At 67.1% G+C, this 23,570-nt stretch carries 23 protein-coding genes and 4 pseudogenes; 16 read left to right on the forward strand and 11 right to left on the reverse strand.

The annotated features are described in order from the left end of the window. Nucleotides 1–33 precede the first annotated feature (33 nt). Entirely contained in the window at nucleotides 34–1,029 is a 996-nt protein-coding gene (locus tag LRS12_RS05725) for a ligase-associated DNA damage response exonuclease (protein ID WP_257843713.1), read from the forward strand. A 159-nt stretch (nucleotides 1,030–1,188) separates the two neighbouring features. After that, nucleotides 1,189–1,887 (forward strand): NAD-dependent deacylase, encoded by a 699-nt coding sequence (locus tag LRS12_RS05730; RefSeq protein WP_257843714.1) that lies wholly within the window; start codon nucleotides 1,189–1,191, stop codon nucleotides 1,885–1,887. Between the two features lie 149 nt (nucleotides 1,888–2,036). Here LRS12_RS05730 and era read toward each other — a convergent pair whose 3' ends face one another. Genes era through lepB form a run of 3 tightly spaced genes read right to left on the reverse strand, consistent with a single transcriptional unit; the run spans nucleotide 2,037 to nucleotide 4,466 of the window. After that, the gene (era, locus tag LRS12_RS05735; RefSeq protein WP_257843715.1) at nucleotides 2,037–2,939 is read right to left on the reverse strand and encodes a GTPase Era; all 903 of its coding nucleotides are present in this window, start codon (nucleotides 2,937–2,939) and stop codon (nucleotides 2,037–2,039) included. A 19-nt stretch (nucleotides 2,940–2,958) separates the two neighbouring features. Beyond that, a complete protein-coding gene (rnc, locus tag LRS12_RS05740) occupies nucleotides 2,959–3,627 on the reverse strand; it encodes a ribonuclease III (RefSeq protein WP_257843716.1) in 669 nt (222 codons plus the stop codon). Then, on the reverse strand, nucleotides 3,624–4,466 hold the full coding sequence (lepB, locus tag LRS12_RS05745) for a signal peptidase I (RefSeq protein WP_257843717.1): 843 nt from the start codon (nucleotides 4,464–4,466) through the stop codon (nucleotides 3,624–3,626). The genes rnc and lepB overlap by 4 nt, the downstream gene beginning before the upstream one ends. A gap of 236 nt (nucleotides 4,467–4,702) precedes the next feature. Between lepB and pgi the strand changes: the two genes are divergently transcribed. Continuing rightward, nucleotides 4,703–6,196: a glucose-6-phosphate isomerase gene (pgi, locus tag LRS12_RS05750; RefSeq protein WP_257843718.1), complete on the forward strand. Its 1,494-nt coding sequence runs from the start codon at nucleotides 4,703–4,705 to the stop codon at nucleotides 6,194–6,196. Then, entirely contained in the window at nucleotides 6,196–6,495 is a 300-nt protein-coding gene (locus LRS12_RS05755) for an alkylphosphonate utilization protein (RefSeq protein ID WP_257843720.1), read from the forward strand. The genes pgi and LRS12_RS05755 overlap by 1 nt, the downstream gene beginning before the upstream one ends. 118 nt (nucleotides 6,496–6,613) lie before the next feature. Here LRS12_RS05755 and LRS12_RS05760 read toward each other — a convergent pair whose 3' ends face one another. Beyond that, entirely contained in the window at nucleotides 6,614–7,051 is a 438-nt protein-coding gene (locus LRS12_RS05760) for a hypothetical protein (RefSeq protein WP_257843721.1), read from the reverse strand. 107 nt (nucleotides 7,052–7,158) lie between these two features. On the opposite strand from LRS12_RS05760, the pseudogene gor reads away from it, so the two are divergent. Further along, a pseudogene (gene gor, locus LRS12_RS05765) lies at nucleotides 7,159–8,506 on the forward strand (glutathione-disulfide reductase). A 29-nt stretch (nucleotides 8,507–8,535) separates the two neighbouring features. On the opposite strand, the gene LRS12_RS05770 reads toward gor, so the two are convergent. Genes LRS12_RS05770 through LRS12_RS05780 form a run of 3 tightly spaced genes read right to left on the reverse strand, consistent with a single transcriptional unit; the run spans nucleotide 8,536 to nucleotide 10,372 of the window. After that, on the reverse strand, nucleotides 8,536–8,835 hold the full coding sequence (locus LRS12_RS05770; protein WP_257843722.1) for a CcdB family protein: 300 nt from the start codon (nucleotides 8,833–8,835) through the stop codon (nucleotides 8,536–8,538). Beyond that, the gene (locus tag LRS12_RS05775; protein ID WP_257843724.1) at nucleotides 8,835–9,071 is read right to left on the reverse strand and encodes a type II toxin-antitoxin system CcdA family antitoxin; all 237 of its coding nucleotides are present in this window, start codon (nucleotides 9,069–9,071) and stop codon (nucleotides 8,835–8,837) included. Before LRS12_RS05775 ends, LRS12_RS05770 begins: the two co-directional genes overlap by 1 nt. Beyond that, nucleotides 9,068–10,372: a dicarboxylate/amino acid:cation symporter gene (locus LRS12_RS05780; protein ID WP_257843725.1), complete on the reverse strand. Its 1,305-nt coding sequence runs from the start codon at nucleotides 10,370–10,372 to the stop codon at nucleotides 9,068–9,070. The genes LRS12_RS05775 and LRS12_RS05780 overlap by 4 nt, the downstream gene beginning before the upstream one ends. Nucleotides 10,373–10,444: 72 nt before the next feature. Here LRS12_RS05780 and glmM point away from each other — a divergent pair, with 72 nt between their 5' ends. The 8 genes and pseudogenes from glmM (at nucleotide 10,445) to LRS12_RS05820 (ending at nucleotide 15,647) form a co-directional block, all read left to right on the forward strand. Further along, nucleotides 10,445–11,785 carry a phosphoglucosamine mutase gene (gene glmM / locus LRS12_RS05785; protein ID WP_257845441.1) on the forward strand — a complete coding sequence of 447 codons (1,341 nt, stop codon included), beginning with the start codon at nucleotides 10,445–10,447 and terminating at the stop codon, nucleotides 11,783–11,785. A gap of 5 nt (nucleotides 11,786–11,790) precedes the next feature. Beyond that, a complete protein-coding gene (locus LRS12_RS05790) occupies nucleotides 11,791–12,105 on the forward strand; it encodes a YdeI/OmpD-associated family protein (RefSeq protein ID WP_257843726.1) in 315 nt (104 codons plus the stop codon). 53 nt (nucleotides 12,106–12,158) lie between these two features. Next, nucleotides 12,159–12,392 carry a DUF1272 domain-containing protein gene (locus LRS12_RS05795; protein ID WP_257843728.1) on the forward strand — a complete coding sequence of 78 codons (234 nt, stop codon included), beginning with the start codon at nucleotides 12,159–12,161 and terminating at the stop codon, nucleotides 12,390–12,392. Then, nucleotides 12,389–12,730, forward strand: a pseudogene (locus tag LRS12_RS20265) (ketopantoate reductase family protein); the annotation flags it as partial. The gene LRS12_RS05795 and the pseudogene LRS12_RS20265, both read left to right, overlap by 4 nt. 52 nt (nucleotides 12,731–12,782) lie before the next feature. Beyond that, nucleotides 12,783–13,262: a ketopantoate reductase family protein gene (locus LRS12_RS05805; protein WP_257843734.1), complete on the forward strand. Its 480-nt coding sequence runs from the start codon at nucleotides 12,783–12,785 to the stop codon at nucleotides 13,260–13,262. A gap of 530 nt (nucleotides 13,263–13,792) precedes the next feature. Continuing rightward, nucleotides 13,793–14,587 carry a bifunctional hydroxymethylpyrimidine kinase/phosphomethylpyrimidine kinase gene (gene thiD, locus LRS12_RS05810; protein ID WP_257843735.1) on the forward strand — a complete coding sequence of 265 codons (795 nt, stop codon included), beginning with the start codon at nucleotides 13,793–13,795 and terminating at the stop codon, nucleotides 14,585–14,587. Further along, nucleotides 14,580–15,202 (forward strand): annotated as a pseudogene (locus LRS12_RS05815) (ribonuclease HII). Before thiD ends, LRS12_RS05815 begins: the two are co-directional and overlap by 8 nt. Nucleotides 15,203–15,212: 10 nt before the next feature. Continuing rightward, complete coding sequence (locus LRS12_RS05820; RefSeq protein ID WP_257843736.1) at nucleotides 15,213–15,647, forward strand: VOC family protein; 435 nt, start codon at nucleotides 15,213–15,215, stop codon at nucleotides 15,645–15,647. A 112-nt stretch (nucleotides 15,648–15,759) separates the two neighbouring features. Here the strand turns inward: LRS12_RS05820 and LRS12_RS05825 are convergent, their stop codons facing one another. Further along, nucleotides 15,760–17,355, reverse strand: coding sequence for an isocitrate lyase (locus tag LRS12_RS05825; RefSeq protein WP_257843737.1), 1,596 nt, complete (start codon nucleotides 17,353–17,355; stop codon nucleotides 15,760–15,762). A 342-nt stretch (nucleotides 17,356–17,697) separates the two neighbouring features. Between LRS12_RS05825 and LRS12_RS05830 the strand changes: the two genes are divergently transcribed. Together LRS12_RS05830 and folP are read left to right on the forward strand one after the other, a co-directional pair. After that, nucleotides 17,698–18,843, forward strand: a complete 1,146-nt coding sequence (locus LRS12_RS05830) for a site-specific DNA-methyltransferase (RefSeq protein WP_308222977.1) — start codon at nucleotides 17,698–17,700, stop codon at nucleotides 18,841–18,843. Nucleotides 18,844–18,943: 100 nt separating this feature from the next. After that, on the forward strand, nucleotides 18,944–20,062 hold the full coding sequence (gene folP / locus LRS12_RS05835) for a dihydropteroate synthase (protein WP_257843738.1): 1,119 nt from the start codon (nucleotides 18,944–18,946) through the stop codon (nucleotides 20,060–20,062). Between the two features lie 3 nt (nucleotides 20,063–20,065). Here folP and LRS12_RS05840 read toward each other — a convergent pair whose 3' ends face one another. After that, the gene (locus LRS12_RS05840; protein WP_257843739.1) at nucleotides 20,066–20,608 is read right to left on the reverse strand and encodes a hypothetical protein; all 543 of its coding nucleotides are present in this window, start codon (nucleotides 20,606–20,608) and stop codon (nucleotides 20,066–20,068) included. 39 nt (nucleotides 20,609–20,647) lie between these two features. Continuing rightward, nucleotides 20,648–21,397: an SDR family NAD(P)-dependent oxidoreductase gene (locus tag LRS12_RS05845; RefSeq protein ID WP_257843740.1), complete on the reverse strand. Its 750-nt coding sequence runs from the start codon at nucleotides 21,395–21,397 to the stop codon at nucleotides 20,648–20,650. Nucleotides 21,398–21,453: 56 nt separating this feature from the next. Here LRS12_RS05845 and LRS12_RS05850 point away from each other — a divergent pair, with 56 nt between their 5' ends. Beyond that, complete coding sequence (locus tag LRS12_RS05850; protein WP_257843742.1) at nucleotides 21,454–22,008, forward strand: cytochrome b; 555 nt, start codon at nucleotides 21,454–21,456, stop codon at nucleotides 22,006–22,008. A 109-nt stretch (nucleotides 22,009–22,117) separates the two neighbouring features. Here LRS12_RS05850 and LRS12_RS05855 read toward each other — a convergent pair. After that, a pseudogene (locus LRS12_RS05855) lies at nucleotides 22,118–23,549 on the reverse strand (sigma-54-dependent transcriptional regulator). Between the last annotated feature and the right edge of the window lie 21 nt (nucleotides 23,550–23,570).

The following is a 23,570-nucleotide window of genomic DNA, read 5'->3' on the forward strand; positions in this document are numbered from 1 at the left end:
GAACCACGCGGCCCGCTCGCGCATATCGCATCCATGGCATTGGGCGACTGGATCACCCCGCATCCCGAAGGCATCCATGTCCCCGGCCCGGACATCTGGATCGATCCGTCACAGCCCAAGGCGCGCGCGTTCGTCACTCACGGCCATGCCGACCACGCGCGCGGCGGGCATGGCGAAGTGTGGGCGACCCCCGAAACGCTGGCGATCATGGAGGCGCGTTACGGCCCCCAGACCGCCCGCCCGGTCGCCTATGGCGAGACCGTGAAGGCCGGGGACGTCGACATCGGCTTCGTCCCCGCCGGCCATGTCCTGGGCTCGGCGCAGATCGTGCTCGATCATCGCGGCGAGCGGATCGTCGTCTCGGGCGACTACAAGCGCCGCCCCGATCCCACCTGCGAACCCTTTCGCCCGGTCAAATGCGATGTGTTCGTGACCGAAGCGACGTTCGGCCTCCCCGTCTTCCGCCACCCCGAAACCACCGACGAGATCGACAAGCTCCTCGCCGCGCTGCGCGCAGAACCCGAACGCTGCGTGCTGGTCGGCGCCTATGCGCTGGGCAAGGCGCAGCGGGTGATCGCCGAACTGCGCGGCATGGGGTTCGACGACCCGATCTACATCCATGGCGCGCTGCAACGGTTGTGCGACCTGTACATCGACCATGGCGTGCCGCTCGGCGAGCTGCGCCCCGCCACCGGCGTCGCGAAGAAGGAATTGCAGGGACGCATCATCCTCGCCCCGCCCGGCGCGCTCAACGACCGCTGGTCGCGCCGCCTGCCCGACCCGGTCACCGCGATGGCCAGTGGCTGGATGACCGTCCGCCAGCGCGCCCGCCAGCGCAATGTCGAACTCCCGCTGATCCTCTCCGACCATGCCGACTGGGACGAGCTGACCACGACGCTGCGCGAAATCGCCCCGAAGGAAGTGTGGGTCACCCACGGCCGCGAAGACGCCCTGGTCCACTGGTGCCGCACCCACCAGATCAAGGCGCGCGCGCTGGAACTAGCGGGCTATGAGGACGAGGATGACTAAGAATCCCTCTCCCATTGGGAGAGGGAGGGAGCCGACGCAGTCGGCGGAAGGGTGAGGGTGACTGCCCCACCCCCCCACTCACCCTCACCCCTCCCACGCGCTCCGCGCGCGGGCCCCTTCCCTCTCCCAATGGGAGAGGGAGATGGCTACACCACCCCCATGACGCACCCCCGCAACATCGTCATCCTCACTGGCGCAGGCGTCTCCGCCGAATCCGGCGTCGCCACGTTCCGCGGTCCCGGCGGGCTGTGGGAGGGGCATCGCGTCGAGGATGTGTGCACGCCGCAAGCGCTCGCGCACGACCCCGATCTGGTCCACCGTTTCTACGACGAACGCCGCGCCAACCTGGCGAAGGTCGAACCCAATGCCGCGCACCACGCGCTCGCCCGGCTAGACGCGGAGTGGCCCGGCGAGCTGCTGCTGGTCACCCAGAATGTCGACGACCTGCACGATCGCGCCGGATCGAGGCGCATGCTCCACATGCATGGCGAGCTGAAGTCCGCGCTGTGCGCGCTCTGCGGCGTGCAGAGCGAATGGCCCGACCCGCTCCCGCCCGGCACGTCCTGCCCATCGTGCGACGCGCCCGCGCTGCGCCCCGACATCGTGTTCTTCGGCGAGATGCCCTATCACATGGACGTGATCGACGCCGCGCTGGCCCGCGCCGACCTGTTCGTGTCGATCGGCACCTCGGGCGCGGTCTATCCCGCCGCCGGCTTCGTCCGCACCGCGCGCTACCACGGGGCGGATACGCTCGAACTCAACCTTGACCGCTCGGAAGGCAGCGCGTGGTTCGCGGAATCGCGCCTCGGCCTCGCCGGTACGCTAGTGCCGGAGTGGGTGGAGTCGTTGCTGGGCTGACCCAATCAATCCTCCCCCGCCAGGGGGAGGTGGCGCCGAAGGCGACGGAGGGGGAGGACGGCTATGTGCTCGAGCCTCTGGACCATCGTTTCCGCCCCCTCCGTCAGCTGTGCTGACACCTCCCCTGGCGGGGGAGGATTGAAGAAGCCTCAATCCACCCAATCCAGCCCGATCTCGCGGTACAGCGACCGATCCTCCTCCCAGCCCGGCCGCACCTTCACGTGCAGAAACAGCTGGACCTTGACCCCCAGCAGGTTCGCCAGCTCGGCCCGCGCGCGCGATCCGATCTCCTTGATCTTGGACCCGCCCTGCCCCAGCACGATCGCGCGCTGCGTCGGCCGTTCGACCAGGATCTGCTGGTAGATCTCGACCGACCCGTCGGGCTTTTCGGTATAGCGTTCGGTCTCGATCGCGGTCGCATAGGGCAGTTCGGCGTGGAGCAGGTGATAGAGCTGCTCGCGCGTGATCTCCGACGCCAGCATGCGGTCGGTCGCGTCCGACACCTGATCCGCCGGGAAATGCCACGGCCCCTCCGGCATGCGCTTCGCCAGCTCCGCCTTCAGCTCCGCCACCCCGTCCCCGGTCGTCGCCGATACAAAGAACGTATCCTCGAACGCCGCCAGCTCGTTGAGGCTCGCAGCATGGCCCAGCAGGCGCGGCTTGTCGGCGATATCGACCTTGTTGAGGATCAGGATCTTCCGCTCGCGCCGATCCTTCAGCCCCGCGACCACGCTGCGCACCTTCGGCCCGATCCCGCCCTTGCCGTCGACGACCAGCGCGATCAGGTCCGCCCCCTGCGACCCTTCCCACGCCGCCGCGACCATCGCGCGGTCCAGCCGCCGCGCCGGATCGAAGATGCCCGGCGTGTCGACGAGCAACAGCTGGGTCTGATCCTCGATCGCGATTCCCATCAGCCGCGCACGCGTCGTCTGCGCCTTGGGGCTGACGATCGCCACCTTCTGCCCGACCAGCGCGTTCACCAGAGTCGACTTGCCCGCATTGGGCGCGCCGACCACGGCGATCAGGCCGCAGCGTTGTTCATTCTCGCTCATCATCACTCCGTCGCGGCGTTCAGCCGCTCAATTTCGCCAGCAACGCCGCCGCCGCCGCAGTCTCGGCTTCCTGCTTGCTCGACCCCGCGCCTTCGGCCTCGGCCAGCTTGGCGATCTCCGCCTTTACCCGAAAGCGCGGCGCATGGCCCGGTCCCGATCGCTCGACCAGCACATAATCGGGTGCGCGGCGGTTGTTCGCCGCCGCCCATTCCTGCAACGCCGACTTGGGATGCTTGGGTGCCGCCGCCTGCGCGTCGATCCGGCTGTCCCACAATCGCCGCACCAGCGCGCGCGCCGCGTCGAACCCCTGGTCGAGGAAGGTCGCGCCGATCAGCGCCTCCATCACGTCGCCCAGCACATTGTCGCTGTCCGACGCGCCATCGTCACGCGCTTGTTTGCCGAGGCGCAGATGCGTCGACACGCCGATCTCGCGCGCGACCTCGGCGCACATCGCCCCGGTCACCAGCGCGTTGAAGCGGCGCGACAATTTCCCCTCGGGCTCACCGGGAAACCGTTCATACAGCCATTGCGCCAGCGTCAGCCCGAGCACCCGGTCGCCCAGAAATTCCAGCCGCTCGTAATTGTCCGCGCCCTGGCTGCCATGCGTCAGTGCGCGCCGATACACCGCCAGATCGTCCGGCGCATGGCCCAGCACCCCGGCCAGCCAGCCGGGCAGGTCTTCGCTCAAAAGCCTTCCCCGATCCGCTCGAACCGCGCCGCGCTGAACCAGGTCCAGGGCAGTGGCCAGCTCGCGCTGCCATCGGTCGACCAGAAGCTGACCACCGCCTTGCCCTGGATATTCTCCATCGGGACAAAGCGGATACCGCGCTTGTTCTCGCCCCCCACGATCAGCGGCTCGAACCGGCTGTCGCTCGAATTGTCGCGATTGTCCCCCATCAGGAAGACATGGCCGGCAGGCACGGTGAAGATTTCGGTATTGTCGCCTTCGCTCTCCCCGGCGTCGAGCACGTCATAGCTCTTCCCGCCCGGCAGCGTCTCGCGGAAGCGCGGGATTCGGCACACTGCGGTGCCGTCCGCCGCCGCCTCGAGCGTCCCGTCGCACGTGGCATTGGGCGTCATCGGGAGCACGAAATCCGCCACGCGCTGCTTGGGGATCGCCTGTCCGTTGAGGATCAACTGCCCGTCGCGCATCTGCACCGTGTCGCCCGGAACGCCGATCACGCGCTTGATCCAGTCGGTTTTGGCGTCCGGCGGCGCCTTGAACACCACCACGTCGCCGCGCGCCGGATCCTTGGCGAACACGCGCCCGGGGATCAGCGGCATGCTCCACGGCAGCGAATGCTTCGAATAGCCGTAATTCCATTTGGTGATGAACAGATAGTCGCCGACCAGCAGGCGCGGCAGCATCGACCCCGACGGGATGCTGAACGGCGCGAAGACAAAACTGCGCACGATGAACACCAGGATCACCAGCTTCACGAGGAAGCTGATCGTGTCGCGAAGCTCGGAGCGCGGCTTCAGGGTTTCGGTGGCGGCGGCGGGCTGGGCCGGGGCGGTATCGTCCATGGTGCTGCTGTGAATTGGGTGTGTGGCATCGTCAAGGCACCTTTGTTTGGTTTGCGGCACCGGCCCGCTCCCCCACCCGGCCACCCATCGGCAGGATATTCTGAAATGGGTGGCCGGGTGGAGGAACCGGCCGGTGCCGCGCTTCGGCGCAGCCGAAGCCCCAAAACAAAACTCCCCCGCTTTCACTCCCCCACCCATCACGCTACACGCCCCGCGACCCAAAAGGAGACAGGCACATGGCGACCCCCGACTGGAGCGCGATCGAATCGCTGCCGCGCACCCCGCTCAAGGACCTGTTCGCCGCCGACGCGAACCGCCTCGCATCGCTCAGCACCGATGTCGCGGGCATCCATTTCGACTTTTCCAAGACGCATCTCGACGCCGCCGCCCTCGACGCCTTCGCCGCGCTCGCCAAGGCGACCGACCTTGCCGGCAAGCGTGAGGCGCTGTTCGCGGGCGAAGCGGTCAACACCACCGAAGGCCGCGCCGCCGAGCACACCGCCGAACGCGGCGAGGGCGCTGAGGACAGCGTTGCCCGCGCTGCCGCCTATCATGCCCGCATGCGCGGCCTGATCGACGCGATCGAGGCTGAGGCGCTTGGCCCCGTCCGCCACATCCTGCACATCGGCATCGGCGGCTCTGCGCTGGGGCCGGAGCTGCTGATCGACGCGCTCGGCCGCGACATGGACCGCTACGACGTCGCCATCGTCTCCAATATCGACGGCTGCGCGCTCGAGGAGGCGATCGACGCCTTCGACCCCCACGCCACGCTGATCGCGGTCGCGTCGAAGACCTTCACGACCACCGAAACCCTGCTCAACGCCACCAGCGCGCTCGACTGGATGCGCGAACATGGGGTCGAGGATCCCTATGGCCGCGTCATCGCGCTCACCGCCGCCCCGGACAAGGCGGTCGAATGGGGCGTCGACGAAACCCGCATCCTGCCCTTCGCCGAGAGCGTGGGCGGGCGCTATTCGCTCTGGTCGTCGATCGGCTTCCCCGCCGCGATCGCATTGGGCTGGGACGCGTTCGAGGAACTGCTCGACGGCGCGGCGGAGATGGACCGCCATTTCCGCCTGACCGATCTGCGCAGCAACGCGCCGGTCCTCGCCGCCTTTGCCGACCTTTATTACACCCAGAATCGCGGCTGCGAGACGCGCGGCGTGTTCGCCTATGACGAGCGGCTGCGCCTGCTCCCCAGCTATCTGCAACAGCTCGAGATGGAATCGAACGGCAAGTCGGTCACCGCCGACGGCCAGCCCGTCGGCCGCGCCACCGCGCCGGTCACCTGGGGCGGCGTCGGCACCGATGCGCAGCACGCGGTGTTCCAGCTGCTGCACCAGGGCACGCACCTCATCCCGCTCGAATTCCTGGCGGTGATCGAGGGCGGCGACACGCTGGCCGAGGATCACCACCGCGCCCTGCTGCTCAACTGCTTCGCACAGGGTGCCGCGCTGATGGCCGGCCGCGCCAATGACGACCCCGCCCGCGCCTATGCCGGCGACCGCCCGTCGATGACGCTCCTGCTCGACGAACTCGACCCGCGCACGCTCGGCGCGCTGATCGCCTTCTACGAACACCGCACCTTCGTCAGCGCGGCGCTGCTCGGCATCAACCCCTTCGACCAGTTCGGCGTCGAGCTGGGCAAGGAAATGGCCAAGGCGGCCGAGCGCGGCGGACAGGAATTCGACCCGTCGACCGACGACCTGATCCGGCGGGCGTTCGGCTGATGTCCGACGAAGACTATGTCTATGACGAGGCCAGCGGCGAATGGGTCCCCGCCTCGCAGGTGACCGCGGCTCCGGCGGAGGACGTGGTCGAAGTCCGCGACTCGGTCGGCAATTTGCTGGCCGATGGCGATCAGGTGACGCTGATCAAGGACCTGACGGTCAAGGGCGCGGGGCAGACCCTCAAGCGCGGCACCCTCATCAAATCGATCCGCCTCACCGGCGACCCGCAGGAGATCGACTGCAAGTTCGACGGGATCAAGGGCCTCGTCCTCCACGCCGAATTCGTCCGCAAACGGTGACCCCCACCCCATCGTCACCCCGGCCTTGTGCCGGGGTCCACCGGGAGGCGGGGCGCGAAGCAAGAGGTTCAAGCGCTGGAAGCGCGGCACCGTTGACCCCGGAATAAGTCCGGGGTGACTAACTATGGTCTAACTTGGACCCAATCAGCGTCGCGTCCGAACCCTCTCGGCGCATCATCCTCTCAAGCTGGCGCTGGAACTCGGTGACCGAGGGATAGTCGGTCTGGAACCTGCTTTGAGCGAAATTGGCCGGCTCGTAATAGTTGGCGAGAAATACATCGGCGATCAAACCGCCCCTCACCCCAGCGGCACTGAGACTGAGTTTCGTGACCGGCGTAAACTTCGCCTCGTCACCAAAGCCCCATTCGCAGGCGGCTGGGTTCGCGGCATCAAACGGGTATCGCGACAACGACGCGGCAAACTCCGTCAGGTCCTGCCACTGTACCCACATCCCGTTGCGCCCGCTGAAATCGGGCGTTTGCAAGCGCGCGAGGAGCCACCCGAAATCGTCGTCGTCGCGGCTGAACTCATACTCAAAGGTCAGGGTGCAGTTCATCGCCAGGGAATGGCACGCCGATGGCACCTCCGCAATTGCACCACTCGCGTTGGCAATCCCACCCCAGCCCCCTATCTCCCGCTCCGACGACCCAACAGGAGCCCCAAATGGCCGATTACGACTACGACCTCTTCGTCATCGGCGCAGGCTCGGGCGGCGTCCGCGCCTCGCGCGTCGCAGCCGCGCACGGCGCGAAGGTCGCGATTGCCGAGGAATATCGCGTCGGCGGCACCTGCGTCATCCGCGGCTGCGTGCCCAAGAAGCTGCTCGTCTATGGCGCGCATTTCGCCGAGGATCTGAAGGACGCGCGCCGCTTTGGCTGGAACGTCCCCGATTGCGATTTCGACTGGGCGGTGCTGCGCGACAATGTCCTGTCGGAGGTCGACCGGCTCAATGGCGCCTATACCAACACGCTCGACAGCCACGGCGTGGAGATCGTCCACGAACGCGCCACCGTCTCCGGCCCGAACGAGGTCACGCTGGCGAGCGGGCGGAAAGTCACCGCCGGCAAGATCCTGATCGCGGTCGGCGCGCGCCCGCTGGTCCCCTCCTGCCCCGGCCACGAACATGGCATCACCTCGAACGAGGTGTTCCACCTCGACGCGCTGCCCAAGCGCGTGCTGATCGCGGGCGCCGGGTACATCGCCAATGAGTTCGCCGGCATCTTCAACGAATTCGGCAGCAAGGTGACGCTGATCAACCGCTCCGACGTCATCCTGCGCGGCTATGACGAGCAGATCCGCGACCGGCTGCTCCAGATTTCGATGACCAAGGGTATCGATTTCCGTTTCCACGCCGAGTTCAAGGGGATCGAGAAGCAGGCTGATGGCTCGCTCAAGGTCAGCATGACCAACCATGAGGATATGGAGGTCGACTGCGTCCTCTTCGCCACCGGCCGCGTCCCCAACACCGATGATCTGGGCCTGGCCGAAGCCGGGGTCGAGCTCGACGCCAAGGGGGCGGTCGTGGTCGATGCGGACAACAAGTCGAGCGTCGAGTCGATCTACGCGGTCGGCGACGTCACCAACCGCGTCCAGCTCACCCCCATCGCGATCCGTGAGGGGCAGGCGTTCGCCGACACCATCTTCGGCAACAAGCCGACGACCGTCGACTACAACTGCATCCCCGCTGCCGTGTTCAGCCACCCGCCAATCGCGGGGGGTCGGCATGACCGAGAGCCAGGCGAAGCAGAAATTCGGCGCGGTGAAGGTCTACACCTCGGACTTCCGCGCGATGAAGAACGTCCTCGCCAACCGCAACGAACGCGCGCTGTACAAGATGATCTGCGAGCCGACGTCAGGCAAAGTCCTCGGGCTCCACATGATCGGCCCCGACGCCCCCGAAATCCTTCAGGCGGCGGCAGTGGCAGTGAAGGCGGGCCTCACGAAGGACGATTTCGACCAGACCGTCGCGCTGCATCCGAGCATGGCGGAAGAACTGGTGTTGATGAAGTGATATGGCCTTCCCGCGCAAGCGGGAGCAATTCAGAACCCAGACAGCAGCATGTCGATCGCGTTGCCGATCGTCAGCGCCTCATCCTGTAGCGATGCGACACGCTCACGGCACAGCGACGCCGGGACCGCTGCCATGAACTGTGTCGCCATCACATGAGGCACCCCCGCAATCTCGAACACCGGGTTGAGCCGCGCCGCCGGTCGGGGCGCAGCAGCGAGCGGCAGCAGAGGCACAACCAGCCGCGTGTTCAGTCCCGACAACAGGTCGGTCTGGCAATCAAGCAGATAGGTTCCCGCCTCCGGGCCGACACACACGTCGTAGCGCGCCATCAGAACTGGCGATAACGCGCCAGCGGCAGGCCATGCGTCTCGACATGCCGGTTCGACGCCGCAATCGCCTCCGCATTCTCGGCCAGCCAGCGCTGCGCGCGGGTTTCCGCGATCTGTTCCGTCAGCCCGCGCTCGCACGCCCGCGATACGTTAATATCCAACGCGCGCGCGACTTCGAGCAGATCGGTGTCGAGTGAGATGTTGGTCGCCCTACGGCGGACAGCCTGTCGAGTCATATGCGCATCATATATGCGCATAAACCATTTGAGCAAGCCTTACCCCCCTCGCGCAGCAACGCATCCGCCTCGCTGTCGGCCTCGCCCTCGCCCGCAATCGCCCGCGTCGCGCCCACGTCCATCGCGACATTGCCCAACGTGCGGAAGATGTCCGGAATCGTCTCGACCGCGACCAGCAGCCCCAGGGGCGCGATCGGCACGCCCATCGCGATGGCGATCGGCGCGATCGACGAGACGAAGCTGATCGTCCCGGGCAGCCCCACCGCGCCCATCGTGGTGATCGCCGCCGCCGCCCAGCCCGCGGCGATCTGTCCCGCGGTCAGCTCCATCCCGAACCAGTGCGCGACATAGATGGCGACGGCAAAGTTCATCGCCGGCCCGGTCCAGCGGAACAGCGCCACCGCCAGCGGCAGCACCACGCCCGCCCGCGCCACCGGCACGCCGAGCGATTCGGTCGAGCGCAGCATCGCGGGCAGGCTGGCGAGCGAGCTCTGGGTCGATGCCGCCACCACCTGGCTCGGCAGGATCGCGCGCACGAACCGCCCCGGCGACACCTTCGCCACGCCCCAGGCGAACGGCACCGCGAGCAGCCACAGCACGATCCCCACCGCGCTCACGATCGCGACATAATGGAGCAGCGCCCCGAACGCCGACGTCCCCGCCCGCGCCCCGACGACATAGGCGAGCGCGCCGACCCCGATCGGCCCCAGCCACAACACCCAGTTGATCACGACCAGCATCGCATTGCCCAGCGCCTGGAAGAACCCGGTCAGCCGCGCGCGCTCCTCCACCGGCAACCGCGTGATCGCGAAGGCGAAGACGGTGGTGAACAGGATCATCGGCAGGAACGCGTCGTTGACCGCCGACGCGATCGGGTTGGACGGCACCAAGGCGACGAGGAAGGCGGAGAAGGGCGGCACCTCTCCGGTCGGCGGCGCGCTGCCCAATGCCTCGCGCAGCGCATTGGCGAGATCCGCGCCCAGCGGAAATGCCGACAACAGGCCCAGGGTCAGCGCCCCGCCCAAGGCCGAGCTGATCCACAACAGGATGATGAAGGTGATGAACGCCCGTGTCGCCAGCGTGCTCGCCCGCGCGGCTTCGGCAGTCGCGGCGATGCCGGTGATCAGCAGCGACACCACCAGCGGCACGATCGTCATCTGCAGCGCGTGGAGCCACATCGTCCCGATTGGCTGGACCCAGTCGGCGGCGATCAGCGCGCGTTCGGGGGCCAGCGCCGCGGCCGTGACGCCGATGACCAGCGCCAGGATGAGGGCAACAAAGATACGGGTTGCTTGCGACATGCTCGCCCTTGAGAAAAAGCGGCGCTATGACCGCGCCGAAGAGAGTGATGCAACGTCGCAAAGCGGATGAATATGGCAAGAAAATATTTCGGCACCGATGGAATCCGCGGCAAGACCAATGCGGGCCACATGACCGCAGCGATGGCGATGAAGGTCGGCATGGCGGCCGGCAAGCATTTCGTGCGCGGCGATCACCGCCACCGCGTGGTGATCGGCAAGGACACCCGCCTCTCGGGCTATATGATCGAAAACGCGCTGGTCGCCGGGTTCGCCAGCGTCGGCATGGACGTGACGCTCGTCGGCCCGATGCCGACCCCGGCTGTCGCGATGCTCACCCATTCGATGCGCGCGGACCTTGGCGTGATGATCTCCGCCAGCCACAATCCCTATGCGGACAACGGCATCAAGCTGTTCGGTCCGGATGGCTACAAGCTGTCAGACGAGGACGAGGCCGCGATCGAAGCGCTGATCGACGCGGAGGTGGACCTTGCCCCCTCGTCCGAAATTGGCCGCGTCCGCCGCGTCGACGATGTGAAGGGCCGCTACATCCACTTTGCCAAGGCAACCTTCCCCGCCGAACTCAGCCTCGACGGCCTCAAGATCGTGGTCGATTGCGCCAATGGAGCCGCCTATCAGGTTGCGCCCTCGGCTTTGTGGGAGCTCGGCGCCGAAGTCGTCGCGATCGGCGTGTCGCCCAATGGCAAGAACATCAATGACCAGGTCGGCTCCACCGCTCCGCTCACCTTGTGCGAGACCGTGGTCGCATCCGGCGCGCATATCGGCATCGCACTCGACGGCGACGCCGACCGGCTGATCGTCGCGGACGAACATGGCGAGGTGGTCGATGGCGACCAGCTGATGGCGGCGATCGCGGGCGGATGGGCGCGACAGGGGCGGCTCGCCGGCGGCGGCCTGGTCGCCACGGTCATGTCGAACCTCGGCCTCGAACGCCATCTCGCTGCGCAGGGGCTCGGCCTCGTTCGCACCAAGGTCGGCGACCGCCATGTCCTCGAAAAGATGCGCGCCTCGGGCTATAATGTCGGCGGCGAGCAGTCGGGCCACATCATCCTGTCCGACTATGCCACCACCGGCGACGGCCTGATCGCCGCGCTTCAGGTGCTCGCCGAAATCGTCCGCGCGGGTGCACCCGCGAGCGAGGTGCTCCACCGCTTCGACCCGCTGCCGCAGTTGCTCAAGAATGTCCGCTTCGCCGGGGGCAAGCCGCTGGAGCATGGTTCGGTCCAGGATGTGATCGCCGCCGCCGAGGCCGAATTGCAGGGCACCGGCCGCCTCGTCATCCGCCCGTCGGGCACCGAACCGGTAATCCGCGTGATGGCGGAGGGCGAGGACATGGCGCAGGTCACCGCAGTGGTCGATCGTATCTGCGACGCGGTACGCGCGGCGGCAGCCTGATCGCGGTGGCCGATCCCATCGCCCCCGGCACCGTGCACCACGTGTCGAGCGATGTCGCGGCGGCGCTGCGCAAAGACGCTGGTCTGCTCGCGCAATGGGAAGGCCTGACGCCGCTCGGTCGCAACGAGTTTCTCTGCTGGATCGACGATGCCAAGCAGGCGGCGACCCGCGCCCGCCGGATCGAACGGATGGGGGAGGAGCTGCGCGCCGGCAAACGCCGGCCCTGTTGCTGGGCGGGATGCATCCACCGCACCGACAAGGCACCGGGCAAATGGCAACAGGCCGTGCTGATCGACGGCAAGGCGGCGAAGCGACCATGAGCGCCCGCCCCGCATGGCTTTGCATGTGCGCCGCGCTGCCGTAAGGGTCGGCGATGCTCGAAATGCGCCCCGACTGCGAACGCTGCGGCAGCGATCTTCCCGCCGATCAGGGCGGGGCGTTCATCTGCTCGTTCGAATGCACCTTTTGCGCCGACTGCGCCGATGCGCTTGACGAAACCTGCCCCAATTGCGGCGGCGAATTGCTCGACCGCCCGGCGCGCGTCGGCGATGCGCTCAAGAAATATCCGGCCAGCACCGCGCGACGGTTCAGCGGCAACGACAATTGAGCGCAATCGCGGTCGTCGGCACCGGCGCGGTCGGGGCGAGCGTCGCCGCCTGGCTGATCGCCGCGCCGGACCATGACGTCACCCTGTGCGCCCGCACGCCGTTCGACACGCTGCGCGTCGAGACGCCCGACGGGGTTCTCGAAAGCCAGCCCCGCATCCTCACCGACCCCGCCGCCGCGCAGCCGGTCGACTGGGTACTGGTGGTGACCAAGACCTATGACGCCTCCGGCGCACAGCGCTGGCTCGACCATCTGATCGGCCCCGACACCAATGTCGCGATCCTCCAGAACGGGGTCGAACATCGCAGCCGCTTTCCCGGCATCGACCCCGCGCGCATCGTGCCGGTGATCGTCGATATCCCCGCCGAACGCCGCGCCCCCCGGCGATGTCGTGCAGCGCCGCAGCGGCAGCCTCACCGTCCCGAACGACCCCGCCGGAACCGCCTTCGCCGCGCTGTTCGCGCACAGCCCGATCGACACGATCCTGACCGACGACTGGCAAAGCGCCGCGTGGCGCAAGCTCGCGATCAATTGCGCGGGCGCGGTCAACGCGCTCACCCTCCAGCCGTCCGGCATCGCTCGCGACGCAGAAGCCGCCGAACTGATGCGCGCTCTGATCCGCGAATGCATCGCGGTCGGCCGCGCCGAGGGCGCGACCCTTCCCGACGACCTGCCCGACAGCATCGTCGAGGGCTATCGCAACAGCCCGCCGGATTCGATCAACTCGATCCACGCCGACCGCCTCGCCGGCCGCCCGACCGAGGCCGACGCCCGCAACGGCGTGATCGCGCGATTGGGGGCAAGGCACGGCATCGATGCGCCACTGAACCGCATGGCAGATGTGGTGTTGCGGAAGGCGACCAGCCGCTAACGCGCCCTCTCCCCTCCGCAGGAGGGGGAGAGGGATGCGCAGACTTGGGTCTTGCGCAGCAAGGCCCTTAGTCGGAGCTGGGAGAGGGGTGGGCGGCTACGCAGTAGCCGCGCGGAGCAAAGCTCCGCTCTACCCCTCTCCCAACCTTCGCTAGGCAGCACGCTGCCAAGCTGCGGTATCCCTCTCCCCTATCAAGGGGAGAGGGCAACAAGGACGCACCCACCCTTTCCTACAGCCCCCCGCCTGTGTCATGGCTTGACCACAATGTCCGCGACCACCCAACCTCGCCCCCATCGGCCCGACGCCCGCGTCGCGCTTCGGTCGCCCACCTGCCCAGCCACCGTCGCATTCCCGGCCCGGCCCGGTCGCCCACCCGTTGTCAGCCTGTCGCGCCGCCGTCGCGCACCTGTCGCCCCGATGTCGCGCGCGTGTCGTGTCCCCGTCGCGTCACAGCCGCAAACCCGCCCCGTCCCGGTCGCCTCGCCCCAATACACGCCCATTTTCGTCAGAATCGTCCGGACAGCCGCGCCATGAGCATCCCCCGCATCCTGATCATTGCCGGGTCCGACTCGGGCGGCGGGGCGGGCATCCAGGCCGATATCCGCACCGTCACCATGCTCGGCGGCCATGCCATGACCGCGATCACCACGATCACCGCGCAGAACACGCTCGGCGTCACCGCCATTCACCCGGTCCCGGTCGAGATCGTGCTGGCGCAGATCGACGCGGTGACCTCCGACATCGGCTGTGACGCGGTGAAGATCGGGATGATCGGATCGGCCGAGATCGCCAACGCGGTCGCCGATCGGCTGGAGGCGCTCGACTGCCCGATCGTGTTCGATCCGGTGATGATCGCCACCAGCGGATCGGTGCTCGCCGACCCCGAGACGATCGCCGCGTTCGAACGGCTGATGACCATCGCATCCGTGGTGACCCCCAACCTCCCCGAACTCACCGCACTCGGCGGGCGTCAGGCGGTGCTCGCCTATGGCTGCCACCTCGCCGAAAAGGGCGGGCACAAAGAAGGGCCGACGATCGTCGACCAGCTCTATGCGCCCAAGGACCGGCTGGTCATGGAGGTCGAGGCCGAGCGGATCGACACCCCCGACACGCACGGCACCGGCTGCACCTTCGCCGCCGCGCTCGCCACCGGCCTCGGCTCGGGCCTGTCGATCGGGGAAGCGTTCATTCAGGCGGTGCGCTTCGTCCGCCTCGCCATCCTCAACGCCCCCGGATTGGGCGAAGGCCATGGCCCGGTCGGCCATGCGCTCGGCATGGTCCCGTTCGATATCGTCGATGGCGAGGGTGACGACGACGATGCCTGATTTGAGCTACGAACTCCGCCATGCCGTCCGAGGTCCTGTGGCCGGGGTGGACGAAGCAGGTCGCGGCCCGCTCGCCGGGCCGGTGGTCGCCGCCGCAGTCATACTCGATCCCGCCTGCATCCCCGACGGGATCGACGATTCAAAGGCGCTGGCCGCCGCCAAGCGCGCTGCCCTGTGCGAAGCGATCCTCGGCTGCGCCCGCGTCGGCATCGGTATCGCCAGCGTCGAGGAGATCGACCGGCTCAACATCCTCTGGGCAACCATGCTGGCGATGACCCGCGCCGTCGCCGCGCTCGACCTGCCCCCGCCTATGTCCTGGTCGATGGCAATCGCTGTCCCGACTGGCCCCACGCCAGCGAGGCCGTCATCGGCGGCGACGCGCTGTGCCTGTCGATCGCCGCCGCCTCGATCGTCGCCAAGCACCGCCGCGACTGCATCATGGCGGAACTGGACACACTCCACCCCGGCTATGGCTGGGCTAGCAACAAGGGCTACGCCGCCCGCGTCCATCAGGAAGCGCTGAGAACCCTCGGCCCCACCCCCCACCACCGCCGCAGCTTCGCGCCGGTGGCACAGGCGGAACTGGATTTCGGACCGGTGGTTCAGTGCGCCTAGGAGAGTGTGGATGGAAACCCAGCAGCTTCATCGTGGCCGCCTGATCGACCATATCCACCTCGTCGTTGCCGATATCGAGGCGTGCCGCCGCTTCTATACCGCCGTGTTGGGCGTGCTCGGCATCCCGATCGGTGGCGGCGGCGACGACTATTTCTGGGCGGACGAACTGTTCGTCTCGACTGCGGATAGCGAGGCGGCGCTCGGCAAGCTTACCGGCCGCCACCATATCGGGTTTCAGGCAGCCGATCGGGCAGCGGTCGACGCATTCCATCAGGCCGGCCTCGCCTCCGGCGGCACCGACAATGGCGCGCCGGGCAACCGGCCCTATCACCCGGGCTATTACGCGGCGTTCCTGCTCGATCCTGCGGGCAACAACATCGAGGCGGTCCATCACGGTGAAGCACGCAAAAGCGCATCGTCGGTCGTGGTCGAATTTGAGGAATGACGGGACGGAGGTCCCCGCTCTTTGACATGAGGGAAAAGGCCCGCCGCCACGCCAAAGCGTGACGACGGGCCTCCTTTCCTCCCCAGGAAATGTGGAGCGCGAGCCTCAGCGGCTACGCGGCAAATTGATTCATCGTATTGTGGACCCCGCCGGCCTTCAGCGCGGCCTCACCGGCGAAATACTCCTTGTGATCGTCGCCGATGTCGGAACCCGACATGTTCTGGTGCTTCACACAAGCAATGCCCTGCCGGATCTCCTGCCGCTGCACGCCCTTGACGTAGCCGAGCATCCCCATCTCGCCGAAATACTCCTTCGCCAGATTGTCGGTCGACAGCGCCGCGGTGTGATAGGTCGGCAAGGTGATCAGGTGGTGGAAGATGCCGGCCCGCGCCGCCGCGTCCTTCTGGAAGGTGCGGATCTTCTCGTCCGCCTCCTCCGCCAGCGGCGTGCCGTCATACTCCACGCTCATCAGCCTGGCCCGGTCATAGGCCGAAACGTCGAGCCCCTGCTCGCTCCACCGGTCGAACACCTGCTGGCGGAAGTTGAGCGTCCAGTTGAAGCTGGGCGAGTTGTTGTAGACCAGCTTGGCATTGGGAACGACCTCGCGGATCCGGTCCACCATCGACGCGATCTGCTCGATATGGGGCTTCTCGGTCTCGATCCACAGCAGGTCGGCACCGTTCTGGAGCGACGTAATGCAATCGAGGACGCAGCGATCCGCCCCGGTCCCCTCGCGGAACTGGAACAGGTTCGACGGCAGCCTTTTGGGCTTCATCAGCTTGCCGTCGCGGTTGATGACGACATCGCCATTGACGCCCGACAGGTCGGTGACCTCCTCGCAATCGAGGAACGCGTTATACTGGTCGCCCAGATCGCCCGGCTCCTTGGAGTAAGCGATCTGCTTGGTCAGCCCGGCACCCAGCGAATCGGTCCGCGTGACGATGATCCCGTCATCGACCCCCAGTTCCATGAAGGCGTAGCGGCAGGCGCGGACCTTCGCCAGGAAGTCCTCGTGCGGCACGGTGACCTTGCCGTCCTGATGCCCGCACTGCTTCTCGTCGCTCACCTGATTCTCGATCTGGAGCGCGCAGGCCCCGGCCTCGATCATCTTCTTGGCGAGCAGATAGGTCGCCTCGGCATTGCCAAAGCCCGCGTCGATATCGGCGATGATCGGCACGACATGCGTCTCGTAATTGTCGATCGCATTCTGGATTCGCGCCGCCTCGACCGCATTGCCGGCATCCCGCGCCGCATCGAGATCGCGGAACATCATCCCCAGCTCGCGGGCATCGGCCTGTTTGAGGAAGGTGTAGAGTTCCTCGATCAGCGCCGGGACGCTGGTCTTTTCGTGCATCGACTGGTCGGGCAGCGGCCCGAAATCGCTGCGCAGCGCGGCGACCATCCAGCCGGAGAGATAGAGGTAGCGCCGCTTGGTGCTGCCGAAATGCTTCTTGATCGCGATCATCTTCTGCTGCGCGATGAAGCCGTGCCAGCAGCCGAGCGACTGGGTGTAGGCCGCCGGATCGGCGTCATAGGCCGCCATGTCGCGGCGCATGATCCCCGCGGTGTACTTCGCAATGTCGAGCCCCGTGCGGAACCGGTTCTGCAACCGCATCCGCGCGACCGATTCGGCGTCGATGCCGTTCCAGCGGCCGTTCTGCGCATCGATGGGGGCAGCGGCCCGGGCGATCTCGTCGATATAGGTCATTGCGTCACCTCACTGTATTGCGAGTATGACTATTCACTTTGATCAACGATTTCCGGCCAAATCGCGCCGTGCTGCGGTTGCGAAGTCGTTAGATCGGCCCGACAGTTCTGTTTTTTTGTAAATTTATGACTGATGGCAACGAGCCGGAATCGCCCCCGGCGAGTCTTTTCGCCACACCCCAAACCTTGTGCCTGTGGATAACTTTGGGACTCAATATGTGGACCAGTGCCGAAATGTTCCGCCAAGTTAACGGAATCCCAAGCCTTTTCGTTAACCAATGTTCGCTTGACGGAGTCCAGCGTTCGTGGCGTTTCACCGGTTCAACGGGGTTTGGAGTGGTTAATGGGGGTCATCGAAAAGGTCGCTGAGGCGACACGGGCAGCGGTCGAGGTGCGCACCCGCAACTGGGTCGACGTGCTCCCGCTCGATTCGATCATCCAGCAGGATTGTATCGAGGCGATGCGCGCCCTTCCCGCCGCGTCGGTCGACATGATCTTCGCCGACCCGCCCTACAACCTCCAGCTCGGCGGCGATCTCAACCGCCCCGATGGCAGCCATGTCGACGCGGTCACCGACGATTGGGACAAGTTCGATTCGCTGTCCGCCTATGACGCCTTCACCCGCGCCTGGCTGGCCGAGGCGCGCCGCGTGCTCAAGCCCAACGGCACGATCTGGGTGATCGGCAGCTACCACAACATCTTCAAGGTCGGATCGGCGATCCAGGATCTCGGCTTCTGGATCCTCAACGACATCATCTGGCGCAAGGCCAACCCGATGCCCAATTTCAAGGGCACCCGCTTCACCAACGCGCACGAAACGCTGATCTGGGCGTCGATGGGCGAAAAGTCGAAATACACCTTCAACTACCGCAGCATGAAGACGCTCAACGACGAGCTTCAGATGCGCAGCGACTGGGAATTCCCGATCTGCGGCGGGCAGGAGCGGCTGAAGAAGAACGGCACCAAGGTCCACCCGACCCAGAAGCCCGAAGCCTTGCTGTATCGCGTGATGCTCGCTTGCACCAAGCCGGGCGACATCATCCTCGACCCGTTCTTCGGCACCGGCACCACCGGCGCCGTGGCCTGGCGGCTGCGCCGTCACTGGATCGGGATCGAGCGCGAGGGCAATTATGTCGAGGCGGCGCAGGAGCGCATCGCCGCCGCGCTGCCGCTCGACGAGAGCGCGGTCACGACGATGATGGCGCCGCGCCAGGCGCCGCGCGTCGCGTTCGGCACGCTGATCGAGACCGGCTACCTCACCCCCGGTACCGTGCTGAGCGACGCCAAGCGCCGCTGGCGCGCGACGGTGAAGGCCGACGGATCGCTGCTCACCGATTGCGGCGTGGCGGGATCGATCCACAAGGTTGGCGCGACGCTGCAGGGCGCGCCGTCGTGCAACGGCTGGACCTTCTGGCACCATCAGGGCGCCGATCGGCTCGAGCCGATCGACACGCTGCGCCAGACCTATCTGCTCGCGACGCAACCGTAAGTCCCATTGCGCTCCTGCGAAAGCAGGAGCCCAGGGTCACACGCGCTGCCCTTGAAACTCTGGGCTCCTGCTTTCGCAGGCGCGCTGATATGGCTGCGCGATGAGCGAAATTCCCCCCGCCGCCCGCCTCTACCTCCGCCCCGTCGCGCCGGTCGACAGCCCGATCGGTTACGATGGTCAGGTCGCGCGGCTCGCCGGGGGGCTGGGCTGGTTCGCCGCCTATGAGCTGATCGCGGTCGAGAGCGGCCGCCGGGTCGCCCAGCGACTGCTACCCGTCGAGCAACTTCCCGCCCTGCTTACCCAGCTTCCGGACACGCAGGCCGAGCGGCTCCGCACCCTAGCCACGGCCATCTCCGCGCCGCGTCCGGTGATCCGCGCCGGCGAGCGGACCTTGCGGCTCGACCAGCCCTTGGTCGCCGGCATCCTCAACGTCACCCCCGACAGCTTCTCCGACGGTGGCAAGCATGGCGGCGATCCCGAAGCGATCGCACAGGCCGGGTTCGACATGGGGCTCGCTGGCGCGTCTTTGGTCGATGTCGGCGGCGAATCGACCCGGCCCGGGGCGGAGGCGGTGTGGGAGGGCGACGAGATCAAGCGCGTCGTCCCGGTGATCGAGCGGCTCGCAAAGGCCGGGGTCCCCGTCTCGATCGACACGCGCAAGGCAGCGGTGATGGAGGCGGCGCTGGCCGCCGGCGCACATATCGTCAACGATGTCGCCGCGCTCGCCTATGATCCGCGCGCGATTGATGTGGTGGCACGGGCGGCATGTCCCGTGATCCTAATGCACTCGCCCGACCCCGCGCAGTCGCCGCATGGCGGAAGCGGCTATCGCGACCCGCTGATCGACGTGTTCGACTGGCTTGAGGCGCGGGTCGATGCGGTGGTCGCGGGCGGGGTCCAGCGGAGCAACATTCTGGTCGATCCGGGCATCGGTTTCGGCAAGTCGCTCGCCGACAATCTCGCGCTGATGAACGGCCTGACGCTGTTCCACGGCCTGGGCCTGCCGATCATGCTGGGCGCGAGCCGCAAGCGGATGATCGGCGCGCTCGACCATGAGGCCCCGGTCGAACGGCGGCTGGGCGGCTCACTGGCGCTGGCGATGAAAGGGGCGGAGGCGGGCTGCCAGCTGTTGCGCGTCCATGATGTGCCCGAAACGGTGCAGGCGGTACGCGTGTGGCGCGGCATGAAGGATCACGGGCTGGTCGGCCAGCCGGGATAACGCTCAGTTCAGCGGCCCGGGCCGCGTGCGCTGATCGACATAGGTGCGCTGAACGTTGAACGCGCTGGGGCGGGTATCGCGAAACCGGTCGCGGCGGCGCTCCGCCTCGGCCCCGATCTTTTCGAGGCTGTCGACCAGATCCTCCAGATTGCGGCGGCGTTCGCTCGCGGTCGCATCGCGACACTCGTCCATGCAGGCGGCGACCAGATCGGGCACGCGACGGCGGATGACGTTCGCCCAGTCGACCGCATCGGTCGCCAGCGGATCGCCATCGGCGACGGCGAGCAGCCGCGCACAGCTGGTCCGTGCCGCCGCGACGCGGCTGACCGCCCAGTCGGCCTCGGTCGCGGTCAGCGTCCATGCCGCCTCAAGCGGGTCGCCCGGATCGGCGGCCTGCCCGCGGCGCAGGCGATAGCGATCAAGCTTCGCGCGCAGTCGCCGAATGCCGAACCACGCGCCAAAGGCCGCCGCACCAGCGGTGACCAGCATCACGGCGATTACCGCAAGCGCGAGGAAGGCGGCAGCGAAGACGAGGAAGCGCAGCATCGCCCGACTATATGGGAAGCAGCGCGCGCTTCGCCAGCCTCACAATGTGTAGCCGCCGTCGGCAAGCAACGTCGTACCGGTAATCAGCGCACCTTGGTCGCCGAGCAGGAACCCGATCTGCGCCGCCACCTCTTCCGCCTTGGCATAACGACCCAGCGGGGTCGCCATCGCTGCCAACTCGGCAAAGGCGGCATCGCGGCCGATTTCCGCCGCACGCGCCGCGAACATCGGCACGGCATCCCACACGGCCGTCTCGACCCCGGCAGGCGCGATGGCGTTGACGCGGATGCCGTCAGCCGCCCCCTCCTTCGCCGCGACCTTGGCGAGGTGGATCAGCGCAGCTTTCGAGCAGCCATAGGCGGCGACCCCTGGCTCGGCCTTGATCCCCGCCGCCGACGCGGTCAGCACGATGCTGCCTCCGCGCCCTTCCATCGCCCGCATCGCCGCCCGCAGTGTCAGGAACGCGCCGTCGAGATTGACCGACAGGATGCGCCGCCACTCAGCGAAATCGAGCGAGGCGATCGGCCCCGCCCCGGCGACCCCGGCATTGATCACCGCATGATCGAGCGCGCCAAGATCGACGCGATCCCAAAGCGACTCATCGGAAACATCGCCCGCGACACGAATCACCTCGCCCGCGACCCTCAGCGATTCCAGCGCAGCAGCGTCACGATCGACCAGAATCAGCCGCGCCGCACCCGCATCCGCCAGATATTGCGCGACCGCCATCCCGATCCCGGACGCCGCCCCGGTCACCAGCGCAGTCCGCCCTTCAAACCCGTCTCTCATGGGTGTAGCATGCCATGGTTACGACCACAGAGTCGAACCTGGTTTGGGAGGTAGCGATGCGCGAGGCCTATGACCGTTACTCGAACATATCGATCCTGCTCCACTGGCTGATCGCCGGGCTGCTGGTGGCGAACGTGATCATCGCGATTGCCATGAACAGCGACCCCGCCTGGTTCGTCTGGCACAAGTCGATCGGCATTTCGGTGCTGCTGCTGACATTGGTGCGGGTCGCGTGGCGAGTCACCCATCCCTGGCCGCGCTTCCCCGATACGATGCCGAACTGGGAACGCGCCGCGTCGCGCGCAACGCACATCGCGTTCTATGTCCTCCTGCTGGCAGTACCGCTGCTGGGGTGGGCCGCAGTATCCGCAGGCACGCGCGGTACGGGCATGTTGTTCGGCGTAATCCAGTGGTTCGACCTGCCGGTAGGCAAGTCAGTCGAGCTGCGCACGATGTTCGGCGACCTGCACGAACTGGTCGTCTATGCGACCCTCGCGCTGATCGCCGCGCATATCGGCGGGGCGCTCAAGCACCAGTTCTTCGACGAGGATGTGGTGTTCCACCGCATGCTGCCGGGGCTCAAGCAAAGCCACCAGGACGACGAGATCTAGGGCGCTTTTGTTTGGTGCGGGACCGGCCTGCTCCCCCACCCGACTACCCACCGAGTGTACCGTCGGGGTGGCCGGGTGCGGGAGCGGGCCGGTGCCGTGTCCCAACAGGCTACGCGGCGTTCTGGTCGATTCCCAGCTCGCCGAGCTTGCGGTAGAGCGTCGAGCGCCCGATACCGAGCCGGCGGGCGACTTCGGTCATGCGCCCGCGATAATGGCCGATGGCGAGGCGGATGACATCGGCCTCGATCTCCTCTAGCGCGCGCAGATTACCGTCGGGCTTGAACAAGGTGACCCCAGCCCCCCTGCGCCGCGCCGCCATGCGACTGCGCGCCACCCGCAGGACGTCCGCCGGCCAGCTGCGCGATCTGCGGGAAATCGGCGCGGGTCAGCGCGTCGCCGTCGCACAGCACCGCCGCGCGGAACAAAGCGTTCTGGAGCTGGCGGACATTGCCCGGCCAGTCATAGCCGCCGAGCAACGCCAGCGCGTCGTCGGTAATGCCGAGCGGCCGCAGCCCCGGCTGCTCCGCGATCCGCGCGAGCAGATGGCGGGCGAGCGGCGCGACATCGCCGGCGCGGTCGCGCAGCGGCGGGATCGTCACCTGGACGACGTTGAGCCGGTAATAAAGGTCCTCGCGGAAGCGCCCCTGCTCGACCTCGGTCAGCAAGGTCTTGTTGGTCGCAGCGATGACGCGGACATCGACCTGCGAGGCGTGGCGCGCGCCGATCGGCTGGACTTCGCCCGACTGGACGACGCGGAGCAGCTTGACCTGTGCTTCCAGCGGCATCTCGCCAATCTCGTCGAGGAAGATGGTGCCGCCATCGGCCTCCTGAAACCGGCCGATCTTGCGTTCGAAGGCGCCGGTGAACGCGCCCTTTTCATGGCCGAACAGTTCGGATTCGACCAAGTTGGCGGGGATCGCGCCGCAATTGACGCGCACAACCGGCTTGGTGTGGCGCGGCGAAGCGGCGTGGATCGCCTCGGCGACCACTTCCTTGCCCACCCCGCTCTCGCCCTCGATCAGCACGGGCACACGCGCGCGCGCCGCTTTGGCCGCGATCGCCAGCGCGGCGCGGAATTGCGGCGCGGACCCGACGATCTCGTCGAAGGCGAGGTGTGCCGACATCTTCTCGGTCAGCGGGCGCAATTCGCCCCCAACCTTGGCCCCGACCGCACAGTCGAGCGCGGCGAGCAGCCGTTCGGCGGCAAGCGGCTTGACGAGGAAATCGGTGGCACCCGCGCGCATCGCGCTGACCGCCGCCGCGACCGAGCCATTTGCGGTCAGCAGCAGGATCGGGAGCATCGGGCGGTTGAGACGCAGCTCGGCGATCAGCGACGCCGCATCGAAATCGGGCGCCCAATGATCGAGGATAATCGCGTCGAGCGCCATCCCGTCGGGCGTGCCCAATGTCGCCACCGCCGTCTCATGGTCGCTGGCAAAGATTGTGCGCCAACCGCGACGCGCGGCGATGGCCGCGATCAACCGGCGCTGTGCCGGTTCCTCGTCGATCAGCATCAGCTGGCGCTGTCCGTTGCGCGTCATCTTTGCGTCCTCCGCCTGTCC

Source organism: Sphingomonas sp. J344 (assembly GCF_024700005.1).
GTDB lineage: Bacteria > Pseudomonadota > Alphaproteobacteria > Sphingomonadales > Sphingomonadaceae > Sphingomonas.